Source organism: Mesorhizobium sp. M1295, from assembly GCF_040318135.1.
In the GTDB taxonomy this organism is placed as follows: Bacteria; Pseudomonadota; Alphaproteobacteria; order Rhizobiales; family Rhizobiaceae; genus Mesorhizobium.
Genome location: NZ_JAMYLU010000003.1, coordinates 136,858 through 150,803 on the forward strand (window position 1 = coordinate 136,858; position 13,946 = coordinate 150,803).

General features: G+C 64.8%; 8 protein-coding genes. All 8 read right to left on the reverse strand.

Annotated elements, in window-relative coordinates; genetic code table 11:
• Positions 1-13: 13 nt before the first annotated feature.
• The 8 genes from NKH29_RS05955 to ahcY all read right to left on the reverse strand — a co-directional run bounded on the left by NKH29_RS05955 (position 14) and on the right by ahcY (position 13,932).
• A complete protein-coding gene (locus NKH29_RS05955) occupies positions 14-295 on the reverse strand; it encodes a cupin domain-containing protein (protein WP_023718287.1) in 282 nt (93 codons plus the stop codon).
• A 132-nt stretch (positions 296-427) separates the two neighbouring features.
• Positions 428-751 carry a thioredoxin gene (trxA, locus tag NKH29_RS05960; protein ID WP_023677558.1) on the reverse strand — a complete coding sequence of 108 codons (324 nt, stop codon included), beginning with the start codon at positions 749-751 and terminating at the stop codon, positions 428-430.
• A 73-nt stretch (positions 752-824) separates the two neighbouring features.
• On the reverse strand, positions 825-4,337 hold the full coding sequence (addA, locus tag NKH29_RS05965) for a double-strand break repair helicase AddA (protein WP_352851531.1): 3,513 nt from the start codon (positions 4,335-4,337) through the stop codon (positions 825-827).
• Positions 4,334-7,471 (reverse strand): double-strand break repair protein AddB, encoded by a 3,138-nt coding sequence (addB, locus tag NKH29_RS05970; protein WP_352999201.1) that lies wholly within the window; start codon positions 7,469-7,471, stop codon positions 4,334-4,336. The genes addA and addB overlap by 4 nt, the downstream gene beginning before the upstream one ends.
• Entirely contained in the window at positions 7,468-8,211 is a 744-nt protein-coding gene (locus tag NKH29_RS05975) for a nucleotidyltransferase family protein (protein WP_198030473.1), read from the reverse strand. The genes addB and NKH29_RS05975 overlap by 4 nt, the downstream gene beginning before the upstream one ends.
• A gap of 50 nt (positions 8,212-8,261) precedes the next feature.
• A complete protein-coding gene (tsaE, locus tag NKH29_RS05980; RefSeq protein WP_352495246.1) occupies positions 8,262-9,773 on the reverse strand; it encodes a tRNA (adenosine(37)-N6)-threonylcarbamoyltransferase complex ATPase subunit type 1 TsaE in 1,512 nt (503 codons plus the stop codon).
• 8 nt (positions 9,774-9,781) lie between these two features.
• Complete coding sequence (locus tag NKH29_RS05985) at positions 9,782-12,343, reverse strand: sensor histidine kinase (protein WP_352484479.1); 2,562 nt, start codon at positions 12,341-12,343, stop codon at positions 9,782-9,784.
• 188 nt (positions 12,344-12,531) lie between these two features.
• Complete coding sequence (gene ahcY / locus NKH29_RS05990) at positions 12,532-13,932, reverse strand: adenosylhomocysteinase (protein WP_352495247.1); 1,401 nt, start codon at positions 13,930-13,932, stop codon at positions 12,532-12,534.
• Between the last annotated feature and the right edge of the window lie 14 nt (positions 13,933-13,946).

Below are 13,946 nucleotides of genomic sequence, written 5' to 3' on the forward strand. Positions count from 1 at the left end.
GATGGTTGGTGGACTACTTCAGCTCGACCTCGATGAAGGCGAATTCGCCATCGTTTGCGCTGATGACGTCATGTTCGACGCCCTCGTTGCGGAAATAGGGCGCGCCCTTCTTCATTTCGGCGAAGGATTCGCCATCCTTGGTCAGGAGCTTCACCTTGCCGTCGGTCAACGGCACGATCACATAGTCGTGGCCATGGCGGTGCCAGCCGGTGTTGTCGCCCGGGGCGAAGCGGTATTCGGTGACGATGACGCGCTCATTGTCGATGAAGACGGTGGCCTTGGCGGATCCGGTCATATCGCTTCTCCTTTGTATTCAGAAGAGAAGAATACGGGGCGGCAAGCCGCGAGTGCCAGAGCGGCCCACCAATGACGCCAGCAAAAGAAAGCCCGGCGCGAGGCCGGGCTTTTCTGCAAAATTTTGATCGGATCAGGCGAGACTGCCGTTGATCCAGTGCGACAATGCCGTTTTCGGCGCAGCACCGACCTTCATATCGGCGACTTCGCCGCCCTTGAAGATCATCAGCGTCGGGATCGAGCGCACGCCGAACTGCGCGGCCAGCTCAGGATTCTCATCGATGTTGAGCTTGGCGATCTTTATCTTGCTGCCGAGTTCGATGGCGATATCCTCAAGCGCCGGGGCGATCATCTTGCACGGGCCGCACCATTCCGCCCAGAAATCGACCACGACCGGCTCTTTGGCGTTGAGCACGTCGGCCTGGAAATTGCTCTTGTCGACCTTGACGGTGGCCATGCTGAGATCCTTTCGATTTGTTCGTCGCACCAAATGTGGTGGTGATCGTGTCCGTCTTCAAGCAAGTGTTGTGTCACGCTCCCGTGAGTCTAGCAAGCGCGTCGTCCATTGCGGCCGCCGGCAGTTCGATCAGCCGCGGCGCCTCGGTGAACAGCAGCGCCGCCGAGACCTCGCGTCCCGGATAGAGCGGCTGAAGCAGCGCGCGATAAAGTGCGAGTTGCAGAACATAGGCTTGCGGCACTTCGGCGAGCGTAGCTGGCGCTGGCCGATTGGTCTTGTAGTCGACGATCGAAACCTTGTCCGGCGTTACTGCCAGCCGGTCGATCTTGCCGGAGATCGAGCGCAGTTTGCCCCTCACCTCCAGGCTGCCCATGATGGCGACTTCAGCGCGCGAGTTTGGTGCAAACAGCGGCGCGAAGCGGCTGTCGGCAAGAATTCTGGAAACGCCAGCCAAGGCTTTGTCGCGCTCGTCTTCAGGCCATTGAGCTCCGGCGCGCGCCAAATAGCGCTCGGCGGCATCCTGGCGTTTTCCCTCGGCGATGCCGGGCAGCATCTGCAGCAATTTGTGCAGCGCCAACCCGCGAATCACGGCAAAGCCGGGCTCGGCGTCGGCATCCAATACCGGCGAACGCGTGTCGGCCACCGCTTGCCGCGCCTCGTCGATCAGCACCGAGGCGCCGGACGGCGAGAGCGGCCGCGGCAGTTCCTCGAAAGGCGGCAAAGGCTGGAACAGGGTTTCCGGCAGTGGCGCAAAGCGTTCCGCCTGCCGTGCCTCATCCACTGCCGCCAGTGGCATGGGCGGCAGCTTCGTCACCTGGAAACGATGCACGGTCTCGCCAGTGGCGGGATGCCGGCGTTCCGCGCTTTCAGCGGCGCCGACCAGCGCGCGGCTGACGACCGAATGCCAGGTGCCGGTATTCTGCGCCCGCTTGCCATGGTAGCCGCAGACGATCAGCCGATCCTCGGCGCGAGTCATGCCGACATAGAGCAGCCGGCGGTATTCGTCGTCGGCGAGCTCGCGGGCGCGGGCCGATGCGGCGCGTGAAAATCCATTGGCGACATCGCTGGCCGACCGCCAGAGATAGCCCTTGCCCTCCCAGCAGTCGCCCGACCCTTCGAACGGCATCAATCTCGGCAGGTGCTGGTCGCTGAACGGCGCGGAGCCGCCATCGACCAGGAATACCACCGGCGCTTCCAGGCCCTTGGCGGCATGCACGGTCATGACGCGAACCTCGTCGCGGGTCTGGTCCATTTCGCGCTTGATCTCGGGGCCGGCGTTTTCCAATGTCGACAGGAAGGATTCCAGTCCCGGCAGGCCGGTCCGCTCCTCGGCCAGGCAGAAATTCAGGAATTCGTCGAGGATGTCGCCGGCCTCCGGACCGAGCCGCGCGATCATCTTCTTGCGCAGGCCGTCGCGGGCGAGAGCTCCGGCGTAAAATTCGAACACCGGCTTGAATGCGACTTCGTTCGACCATGTGTCGAGCCGGCTGACGACGGCGGCCAACGCCTCGCTTTCGCCGGCATGCCGGCGCAGCGAGGCGAACAGCGAGACGCCCGACGGCCTCTCGGCAGCAAGCGCGAAAAGCTGCTCTTCCGAGACATCGAAGATCGGGCTGCGCAGCACGGCGGCCAGCGACAGATCGTCCTGCGGCTGGATGAGAAAATGGCCGAGTGCGATCAGGTCCTTCACCGCGATGTGGCCGGGCAGGCTGAGCCGGTCGGCGCCGGCCACCGGAATGTCGCGGCGCTTCAGCGCCCGCGTCAGCGCATGGACGAAGCGATCGCGCTTGCGCACCAGCACCAGCACGTCGCCGGGCCGCAGTTTCTTGCCGCGGCCTTCGATGACCTCACCGTTGCCGATCCAGCCGGCAATGGTTGCGGCGACGTTTTCCGCAACGCGCACCGCCGGCGCATGGGCATGGTCGACCGCTTGCGTCCAATCGTCTGGTTCGTCGACGACATCGGCGCCTATCGACGGCCAGACCTCGACATAACCCGGCGCATCGGTGCGGATCGCCTTGTGGTCGAGCGGATCGGGATCGTGGCTGATGCCGCGCCGCACGTTCGGGTCGGCAAAGACACGATCCACCGCCGCAAGCACGTCGTCGGTCGAGCGAAACGACCAGGTCAGCTTGAGATCGGCGAAGGCGGCGTCAGCGGATCTGACTTTGCCCGCAAACAAAAGCCGGCTGTCGGCAAAGGAATCCGGAGCGGCCCCCTGGAAGGAATAGATCGACTGCTTTTCGTCGCCGACCGCAAAGATGGTGCGGTGGACGGTGTCGCGTGCGCCGAGCCCGGCAAAGAACTCCTCCGCCAGCCGCTTGACCACCTCCCACTGGTCGGGACTGGTGTCCTGCGCCTCGTCGAGGAGGATGTGGTCGATGCCCTGGTCGAGCTTATATTGCACCCATGGGCCGGCGTCGGGCCGCGCCAGTAGATTGACAGTGCGGGTGATCAGGTCGTTGAAGTCGAGGAAGCCGCGGGCGCGCTTCAATTGCTCGTAGCGGGCGATCAGCCAGTCGGCGATGGTCAGCGCGGCACGCGTGCCTTCCAACATCCTGAACAAGGCCAGCCGGTCGGAGATTTCGAGAATGGCGTCGACCGCCACGAGATAACGTTCGGCAAGATCGGGCAGCCGGTCGAGCAGCGCCTTCTTGAACGTCTTTGCCGGATCATAAGGCTCGCCATCGGCCCTCAGGAGAGCCTTGGCAAGCAGATTCAGGCGTCGGACCGGATCCTGCTCGGCGAAGGCAAGACGGGCGTATGGCAGCAGATTGTTCAGCACGATGCGTGCATCGGCGGCCTCGGCCGCCCGTGAAAAGGTGACGAGATAATCCGGGAGGAAGCCGGGCAGCGGCCAGACCGAGTCGGCTATGCCTTCGGCGGTCTGGCCGGCTCGGAATTGGAACTCGTCGAACAGCGCCTGAAAACCATCGCCGCCGGCCATGGCGATGAAGGCGCGCAGACCGTCGCGCTTGCGCACGATTTCGGCCAGCAATGCGTCGAGCCCATGTTCGCCGCCGCGCTCCAGCACGGTGGCAAAAGCTTCGGCCAGTGCCGCATCGCCTGCAACACCGCCGGAGATCATGTCGCGGCGGGCGGCGGCAAACAGCGAAGCCTCCATTTGCGGATCAAGCATTTCGAAATGCGCCGGGATGTTGGCTTCCAGCGGGAACTGATGCAGCACCGATTCGCAGAAGGCGTGAATGGTCTGGATCTTCAGCCCGCCCGGTGTTTCCAGCGCCTCGGCAAACAGCCGCCGCGCCCGGCGCATGGTTTCGCGGTCGGGCTGGCGGCTGTCCAGCGCCTCTATCCGTGTCGAGAGCTCGGCATCACCAAGCGCCGTCCATTGCGACAGGGTCGAAAACACCCGGTTCGACATGTTGGCGGCGGCGGCGCGCGTATAGGTCAAGCACAGGATCTTGGACGGATCGGTGCCGCGCAGCAAAAGCCGGATGACGCGCTGGGCGAGCACATGGGTCTTGCCCGATCCGGCGTTTGCCGACACCCATGCGGAGTTATGCGGGTCGGAGGCGCTCGCTTGGCTGGCGGCGGTGTCGCTCGGGATGGGATAGGCCTTCTTCACGCCTCCCCTCCCTCCTCGTCGGCGTCGCCGCCGGCGGACCATTCCAGCACGCGGGCGAGATGGTCGTAGTCGCCGTCGGTCTCACCTTCGCGGAACGGCAGCGCCCGCGACAGATAGCCGGTCGCCGGGTCGGCGTAGTGGATCAGCAGTTTTTCCAGCCGCGCCCAAGCCTCTTCGGCGAGATCGGCGGCGGTTCGCGGCTTGCGGTTGTATTCGAGGATCGATTCCTCGAACACCTCTCCGTTCGGCTTCAGCCGCACGAAGGCCAATTGCGACGGCTCGCATGCGCCAAGCTCCTTGAAGGCGCCGCGACGCAGCAGCGCGCCCTCCAGCGCCAGTTGCGGCGCGAGCAGCGTGTGCGCCTGCGCTTTGGATGGCGAGGAGCCGGTCTTGTAATCGAGGATGTCGGCCATGCCGCCGGCCAGCAGATCGATGCGATCGGCATAGCCGGACAGGGTCACGCCGGATCGGCCGACGCCGGTCTTTTCGGCGCGTTCCTCGGCGTGCCGCCGTACCACGGCGGCGGCCCGGCCGCGCTCCCATTCGATAATGCCGGCGGCAAGCTTTTCGAAGCGCGGCCACCACACCGCCTCGACATCGGCGGGCAGGGCAGCATCGGCAAAGCAGGACCGGCCGGCGGCGATGAGCCCGTCCAGCGCCTCCGGCGCGCGCGGGTCGGCCACCCTCGCTGAGAAGAGGTGCAGAATGGCGTGAAACAGCGTGCCGCGCTCGGCAGCGCCCGGATCACGAACGACCGGATCGAGTGGCATCAGGCCGAGTATCCTTCTGGCATAGACCGCATACGGGTCGCGACGTAGCGTCTCGATCTCGGTGACCGAGAAGTGGTGCGGCCGCAGGGCGAGCGGCGGTTTCGGCTGCGGCCTCGGCGCAAAGTCCTGCTTTTCGCCGGCATCAAGCGCACGCGCCCAGGCAAGCAGTTCATCGCCGCGCCGGCGAAGTGCCACAGCATGGTCCTCGCCGACGAAGGTAAGGATACGCTGCAGCCAGCGCGACGGCACCGACGGAGCGTCGCCGGAACGGGCGGAGCGAGCCAGCACCACTTTTTTGGCGCCCATGGCCATCTGGAAATCATGGGCGGCAAGGCCGATGCGCCGCTCCGGCGGTTCAAGATCGATGCCGGTCTTCATCAGCCGCGACATAAAGCGGTCACTCTCCAGCTTGCGCGGCCACACGCCTTCGTTGAGTCCGCCGACGACCAGCGTGTCGATATCCTGAAGCCGCGCTTCCAGCACGCCCCAGATGGCGATGCTCCTGTCGGTGCCCTGCGCCGGCTTGACCATTTCGGGCGCAATCAGCGCCTCCATCACATCGGGCCATTCGTCCGCGGCGAAGGAGAACGACACCGAGGCCGCGATCAGACCGCGCAAGAGCTCGGCAAGCTTTTCACCGGCATCGCCGGCATAGAGTTCGCTGAGGCTTCCGTCAGCAGCGCGGCCGAGGCTTTCGAGCACGCCGACACTGGCGCGCACAAGCGTGGCAAGATCGGCATTCTCCTCGCCGCGAAAGGCAACCAGCGGCGCCAGCGCAGCCGTTAGCCGGATCAGCAGATCGCGCGCCTGTTCGATGCGCCTGACCGAGAGGCGCGATCGCCAGAAAGGCGGGCGGCGATTGCCGCCGTCGTCGAATTCGGCAAGCCGGGCACCGAAGAGTTGCGGCAGCGACGCGACGTCCGGGCGACCGGTGCCGCCGCGCAGCGCCACGAGTTCGACGATTTCGGCCGCATGGCGGACGCTTGCCCGCTCCAGGCCGAGGCCAAGCAAGGGATGCTTGAGCAGTGACAGCAGGGCGACCGGATCGCCCGGGCGGAACGCCGCCTGAAGCGCCAGCCGGAGCAGGCTGGCGGCTGGCGTGTTGATGAGCGGCGTGCCGCCGGAATCGTCGGCGGCGACGCCGAAGCGCAACAGCTCGACCGAGACGCGTCGCGCCAGCGCGCGGTCGCCGGTGACCAGTGCGGCGCGCTGGCCGGGCCGTTCGACGGCCTGTTTGAGCGCAACGGCGATCGCCACGGCTTCGTCGCGTTCGCTGGCGGCCTCGAGAAGCGTCACACCAGCGAAGGCCTCGGCACTATCGCCAGCGGTGAAGCGCGCGCGCGTCTCGGCCCAGAGCTCGGTGGTCTCCGCCGGCCGCAGCGCCTCGCCGACAAGTGCGGCGCGCAGCGCAAGTGGCCGCGGCGCAACAGCAAGCTCCCCGACATCGGCCCGAAGCACCCCGATCTTGCCGATCAACTTTGCCAGGCCGTATTGCGGATGGCCAAGCAAAGCCGGCCGCGCACCAGGTGCACTGACGGCGGCAAAGGACGGCTCGTCCAGCGTCCGGTCGAGGCCGGGCAGCACAACAGCGCCATTGGGCAGACCGGCGATTACGGCAAGCAGCTCGGCCGTGGCGGGGATGGAGCCGGTAGAGCCGGCGGCGATCACCGGCCCGGCGGGTGGATTGCGCTTCAGCCGCGCCGCTTCCAGCCTTATCAGGGCATTGCGATGCGATGCCGGATTGGAGCGACGGCGTTCCTCGAGCAGCTTCGGCCAGTTCTCAGTCACGATGGTCAGGAAATCGAGCGTCACCTGCCACCAGCCTGCAAGGTTGCCGGTTACAAGGTCGGCGAGCCTCGCCCAATCCGTGCCTTCCGTCTCGATCTCATCCATCAGCCGTGCAAGGTCGCGCGCCAGCCAGATGGCGTCGGCGGCGGAGGCCGGGATGACGATCTCCTCGTCGAACAATGCCGCGACATGTGCCGGCAGGCGGCGTTTCCACGCCCGCACCAGCGGCGCAAGCAGCAGAAGACGCTCGACCGCGGCGATCGGCGGCGCAAAGTCGATGGCGGCCGAAGCTTCCGTCTCGAAGGCGGCTTCATCTTCATCAAACTCACCAAGTGGGCGGATGACCGGCAGGATCGCCGAACGGCTTCCGGAGCGCGAGAGAGCATCGACGAAGACGCCGCGAAGCGCCCGCGCTGCACGGCGCGTCGGCACGTAGATGGTGAGATCGGCCAGCACCAGCGGATCGCCATCATAGGCAAAGCCGGGAACCAGGCGCCCTGCAAGCAGCGCCTCGGCCAGCGTCGGCAGGAACGGCGCTCCGGGCGGGATCGAGAAAACGCGGCGGGAGCCGCTCATTTCGACTCGGCAAGAGCGCCGGGTGCCTCAGCAAGAGCATCGGGCGTGCCGGCAAGCGCGGCAGCGACCACTGCTTCCGCCCGCGGGATCGCGTCGGGTGTGCCGACAGTGATCCAATGGCCACGCATCGTCATGCCGAACAGGCGGCCGGCGGCGATTGCCGCATCGAAATAGGCGTTGAGCGACAGCGGGCCGGCCGGCGCGTCCTTGAAGATGCGCGGATGGACGATTGCGGCGCCGGCATAGATCAGGCCGGCCGGATCGTTGTTCGCACGCCGCAACGCGCCGTCCGGCGCCATCAGGAAATCGGTGCCGCCGCTATGTCCGGTTGCCGACTGGAGATCCGCAAGCATCAGCAGAATGTCCATTGTCGCGCCCTCCCATGCAAGGGCAAGTCGCCTGAGATTGGAAACGCCGCTGTCGATCCAGAAGGTGTCGGCGTTGAGCACATAGAAGGGTGCCCCTAACCTGGGCAATGCCTTGACGATGCCGCCGGCAGAGTCGAGCAGGCCGCTGCTCTCATCCGAGATGACGATTCTCGGCGCACTGCGGCGGGCTACATGGTCCACGATCTGTTGCGGCAGGTAATGGACGTTGACGACGGCCTTGGCGACACCGGCTTCGGCTAGGCTGTCCAGCCCCCAGTCGAGCAATGTCTTGCCGGCGACCTTGACCAGCGGCTTCGGCATGGTCTCGGTGATCGGCCGCATGCGCTTGCCGAGCCCGGCGGCAAGCACCATGGCGGTCGTCGGCATCGGTCCCGACGCTTTCAGGCCCAAATCCTTAGCCTTCAAATCGAGCGTTCCTCCAGCAAGCCGTGGGCGATGTAGAAATCCTGCAGCCCGGCCAGCGCCGGATGCGCCAGCGCCCGGCGAAGATAATCGCGGATGCGCGGCAGATGCTTCAGATAATAAGGCTTGCTGTCGCGTTTTTCGAGCCGCACGAAAATGCCGAGGATCTTGGAATTGCGCTGTGCAGCCATGATTGCATAGGTTTCGCGGAATTCGTCTTCATCGAAGACGCCGGCGTCGCGTCGCGCGGCGATATAGGCGGCGAGCGTGTGCTTTTCGATTTCAGGTGAAATGGTGACGCGCGCGTCCATGGCGAGCGAGGCGACGTCGTAGGCTGACGGACCGATGAGCGCATCCTGGACATCGACGACGCCGAGACGATCGTGACCGGAACGGTCACCGCGCCAGATCAGGTTGGGCGAATGGAAGTCGCGCAGCATTAGCGTGTATTCGCGCCCCTCGAGCCGATCGAGCACCGCATTCCATTCGCTGCGATAACCGGCGCGCAACGCCTCGCTTGGCGGAGCGCCTGATATCGCAGAGACATACCAGTCGACCAGCAATTCGGCCTCGATCATCATGGCGTCGCGATCGAAAGGCGGCACCTCGTGGAAGACGCCGGGGCCGGCCTGCATGCTGGCCGGCCATGTTTTGCCGTGCATCATGGCAAGCAGTTCGGCCGCCGCCGCGTAGCGCTCGGCCACCGGCTGGCCGCGCTTGTCCAGGAACCCTTGGGACCCGAGATGCTCCAGCAGCAGAAAACCCTGGTCGAGATCCTGGGCATGGATTTCCGGGACGCTGACGCCGCCGGCCCGCAAGGCACGGTCAATGGCGACGAACGCCGAAACGGATTGCGCGGTGTGGGCGATCTCGGCATAGGGTTTGCCGTCGCGGACTGGCGGTCCGAGCACCAGCCTTGGCGAGTTCATCAGCACGCGCGGCGGAAATCCGGCGAGCGTGACGATCTCGTAGGAGCGAGCCGAGGCATCACCGATGAAATATCGCCGCTGCGCTTCGCCCCAACCGGCCTGGCCGAGAAAATCGCGCATGGCCAGCGATCGCGCCGCGCGCTCGAAGGCGGCGCCCCCTCCCGATAGTCTCGCCAATCGGCCGTCGCCCTGCTGGAGAAGTTCGACCAGCACCGAGGTTTTCGGCAAATATGCCTCTGCCCGTTCCGGCCATTCGACCAGTGCGGCCCCTTGCGTCAGCGCCTCGTCGAAACCCAGCTCGTCCAACTCGGATGCCGCGCCCAAGCGGTAGAGATCGAAATGATGGACCGGCACACGCGTGTCGTAACTCTGGACCAGCGTAAAGGTCGGGCTCGGCACGTCGAGGCCGGCATCGTCGGCCAGTGCCTTGACCAGCGCCCGCGCCAAGGTCGACTTGCCGGCGCCGAGATCGCCCTTGAGAGCGAGCACGTCGCCAATGCGCAGCGACATGGCGAGGTCCTCACCAAGCCTTGCCGTCGCAGCCTCGTCGGCGAGAAAACGCTCGAGCACCAATACCGCCATCGAACGCGCTACTCGGCCGCCGCGCGGATGCCGGACGGCGTGTCGGGAAAGGCGCAAACAACCGTCGTGCCCTTGTCCCTGCCGGTCTCGATGCGGACGCTGCCGCCATGCAGTTCGACAAAGCTCTTGACGATCGACAGGCCGAGCCCGGCGCCGCGGCGGCGGCCGCCATTGGTGCGCGGCTCGAAGCGCCGGAACACTGAGTCAAGCAGGTCCGGCGGCATGCCGGGACCGTCATCGTGAACGGAAAATTCCACGCCGTCGGCAAGTTGGCGGCAGGCGAGCGTTATGGTGCTCGCCTCCGGCGCGTAATTGGCGGCATTGCTGAGCAGATTGTAGAGGATCTGGCGGACGCGGATTTCGTCGCCGTGGAAGGTTTTCGGCGCGGCCGCCGCGTCGATCCTAAGCTTGATCGCATGTTCCTCCAGTCGGTCGGCGACCAGTTCGGCGGCGGCTGTAATGGTTCGATCGATGTGAACTTCGGAAATGTCGAGTTCCATGATGCCGGCATCCACCGTCGCCAGATCGAGGATGTCGTTGACGATGGTGAGCAGGACCGAGGAGGACGAGCCGACATGCCCGATATATTCGCGTTGCTTCTGGTTCAACGGACCAGTCGACGGCAGTGAAAGAAGCTCGGTAAAGCCGATGATGTTGGTGAGTGGCGAGCGCAGCTCATAGGAGACGTGCTGCACGAATTCGTTCTTGATCTGGTCGGACTTTTGCAGCGCCTCATTCTTGTCCTTCAGCGCCCGCTCGACATTGACGCTGTCGGTAACGTCGACGAAGGTCATCATCACCTGGCCGTTGGGCAAGGGGATGACGGCGTAGCGCAAAACGGTGCCGTTGTTCAATTCGGTCTGGCCGTGGCGGTCGCGGCGCTCGTCGTCGAAGCCGGTGATGGCGGCAACGAACCCGCCCCACGGACTGTCGACGGCACGGCGGTCGCAAAGGTCGCGGATCGTCGAGACATGGACGTTGGGTTTTGAGGCATCGGCATCCAGCCCCCACAGTGCTGCGAAGGCCGGGTTGGACAATCTCAGCCTGCCGTCGGGACCGAATACAGCGACGCCTTCGGCAAGGTTGTCGAGCGTCTCGCCCTGAACCCGGACGGCGGTCTGGTAGCGGCTTTCAAGGTCCATCTTCTCGGTCAGGTTCTCGAACACCCAGGTGACGCCGCCCTTGGGCTGCGGGTTGGCGACGACGCGAATGGTCTTGCCGTCCGGCAGATGCCACCAATGCTCCTGCGATTCAACCGCGCGATAAGCGCCGAGCAAGCTCTCTTTCCAGCGCCGCCATTCGGGCTGCTCGGCAATCTTGCCTTCGCTGCGCAGGCGGTCGAGCAGCAAGGCGTTGTCCGGCGCGCTGTGCAGGAAGCCGCTGTCGAGGCCCCATAGTTTCTGGAACGCCTGATTGAAAAACCGCAATTTCTCGTCGGTATCGAAAATCGCCACGGCAGTGTTGAGCTGATCGAGCGTATCGGCGTGGCTCTGCACGGTCCGCTCATACTCGGCGCGAATGGCCTCGATGGCGCTGATGTCGCAGGCAAGACCAGCCGAACCATCCGCCCCGGCAAAGTCGGTCACGGCAAACATACGGCGGTCGCCTTCGATCACAGTGGAGAGCGTCTGTTCGAAGACGGGGTGCGACTTGTGCTGCGCAGCAATCGTGTCGCGCGCCTGGCCGCCGAGGAATTCCTTGCTGTCACGAACCGCCGATTCGGCATTCTCGGCCTCGACCGCTTCGGCATAGGCCCGGTTGACCCATTTCAGCCGCCCGTCGACGGTGCGTAGCCATGACGGCATCTTGAGCGCATCGAGAAGTCCGATCAGCGTCTCATGGTCGGCGGCCAAGCGCTGGTTCTCGATCTTCAGCCTGGCCTGGCTTCGCTGTGTCTCCGAAAGCGAGACGAAGCGAACCAATACATGCGCCGCACTCTTGCGGCCGTGAACCTCGAGCGGCTGGCCGGCCTGCGATTCGATGACCAGATCGAAGGGCTTTGCCTTGTCCCGCAGCGCCGCCACGGCATGTTCCAACGCGGCCGCCGAACGCGGCATCAGCCAGCGGCCGAAAGCCAGGAAGGCCGCCCGGTCCTCCGGCGCGCCGCTCTCGATCGGCAATGTTCCGACAAGCTCGGGTTTCTTGTTTTCGGCGGCCCATACGACCACGCGCTGGTCGCGGGAATGGAGCAGCGCCTCGGAGCGCTGCAGCGCGGCATTGACGTCGGCGATGCGGGTCCTGAGCTCGGCATTTTCCGCCGCGGTGCGCGCCCTTTCGCGGATCAGAAAGATGGCCGACAGCAATGCCGCCCCCATGACGCCGACAAACATGGCGAGTTGCATGACCTCGACCGTGCTGACCGACAGCCCGGCCTTTTGCGCCACGCGGGTTTGGGCATGTGCGGCAAAGCCAAGCAGCGGACCAACCAGCGCGGAAGAAGCAAGCAGCACCCCGACACGGCTGCCGGCACGGCATAAAAGGCTGCCGCCTCTGGCAGCGGAGCCCGTGATCGAATCGTTATGGCCGCCGGAAACGGCCTGTCCCGCGCAAGGCGGGTTATCCCCCGGCATGTCTTGGTCCTCTTCGCCGCCTGAATGCAAGACCGCCCTGATGCGTGCGCCCGGGCCTCGTCCCCGGACCGCGAATCAGCACCATAGCGCTTGCGCGAATCGGCGTGAAGAATCAATCAGCGCAAAAATAAAGCCGGGCGAAAAGTCAATCGCCCGGCTTCAATATCTAGTGGCAAGTTTCGCCGTGGTTAATAGCGGTAGTGTTCCGGCTTGAACGGTCCCTGCGGGGTGACGCCGATATAGGCGGCCTGTTCGCCGGACAGTTCGGTCAGGCGGGCACCGAGCTTATCGAGATGCAGGCGCGCGACCTTTTCGTCGAGATGCTTCGGCAGGACATAGACCTGGTTCTCGTACTGACCGGGCTTGGTGTACAGCTCAATCTGGGCCAACACCTGGTTGGTGAAGGACGCCGACATGACGAAGCTCGGGTGGCCGGTGGCGTTGCCGAGGTTGAGCAGACGGCCTTCCGACAAAAGGATCATCCGCTTGCCGTCCGGGAAGGTGATCATATCGACCTGCGGCTTGATGTTGGTCCATTTCAGGTTGCGCAGCGACGCCACCTGGATCTCGTTGTCGAAGTGACCGATGTTGCCGACGATCACCATGTCCTTCATCAGGCGCATGTGGTCGAGGGTAACGACGTCCTTGTTGCCGGTGGTGGTGATGACGATGTCTGCCGTCGGTGCCGCGTCTTCGAGCGTGACCACCTCGAAACCGTCCATCGCTGCCTGCAGCGCGCAGATCGGATCGACCTCGGTGACCTTGACGCGGGCACCGGCACCCTTGAGCGAAGCCGACGAGCCCTTGCCGACGTCGCCATAGCCGCAGACGACCGCGACCTTGCCGGCCATCATCGTGTCGGTGCCGCGGCGAATGCCGTCGACAAGCGATTCCTTGCAGCCATATTTGTTGTCGAATTTCGACTTGGTGACGGAATCATTGACGTTGATCGCCGGGAACGGCAGCAGGCCTTTTTTCTGCAACTGATAGAGCCGGTTGACGCCGGTCGTCGTCTCTTCGGTGACGCCGCGGATCGCTTCCTTCTGCTTGGTGAAGAAGCCGGGCGATGCCTGCATGCGTTTCTTGATCTGGGCAAACAGGATCTCTTCCTCTTCGCTGCCCGGATTGGACAGCACATCCTCGCCGGCCTCGGCGCGAGCGCCGATCAGGATGTACATGGTGGCATCGCCACCGTCGTCGAGGATCATGTTGGAGGTGCCGCCATCGGCCCACTGGAAGATCTTGTCGGTGTAGACCCAATAATCCTCCAGCGTCTCGCCCTTGACGGCAAACACCGGAATTCCGGCCTCGGCAATGGCCGCGGCAGCGTGGTCCTGGGTCGAGAAGATGTTGCAGGAAGCCCAGCGGATATCGGCGCCGAGCGCCTTAAGCGTTTCGATCAGCACCGCGGTCTGGATGGTCATGTGCAGCGAGCCGGTGATGCGCGCGCCCCTGAGCGGCTTCTTGTCGCCGAATTCCTCGCGGCAGGCCATCAGGCCCGGCATTTCGGTTTCGGCGATCTCGATCTCCTTGCGGCCCCAGCCGGCAAGCGCGATGTCGGCGACCACATAATCCTTGCTACCCGTCATGGCAGTGCTCCGAT

Excerpts from the sequence above, each read along its gene's own strand:
- NKH29_RS05955 (WP_023718287.1), bottom strand. The coding sequence starts at position 295 with ATGACCGGATCCGCCAAGGCCACCGTCTTCATCGACAATGAGCGCGTC.
- trxA (WP_023677558.1), bottom strand. The coding sequence starts at position 751 with ATGGCCACCGTCAAGGTCGACAAGAGCAATTTCCAGGCCGACGTGCTC.
- addB (WP_352999201.1), bottom strand. The coding sequence starts at position 7,471 with ATGAGCGGCTCCCGCCGCGTTTTCTCGATCCCGCCCGGAGCGCCGTTC.
- NKH29_RS05975 (WP_198030473.1), bottom strand. The coding sequence starts at position 8,211 with ATGGTGCTTGCCGCCGGGCTCGGCAAGCGCATGCGGCCGATCACCGAG.
- tsaE (WP_352495246.1), bottom strand. The coding sequence starts at position 9,773 with ATGGCGGTATTGGTGCTCGAGCGTTTTCTCGCCGACGAGGCTGCGACG.
- NKH29_RS05985 (WP_352484479.1), bottom strand. The coding sequence starts at position 12,343 with ATGCCGGGGGATAACCCGCCTTGCGCGGGACAGGCCGTTTCCGGCGGC.
- ahcY (WP_352495247.1), bottom strand. The coding sequence starts at position 13,932 with ATGACGGGTAGCAAGGATTATGTGGTCGCCGACATCGCGCTTGCCGGC.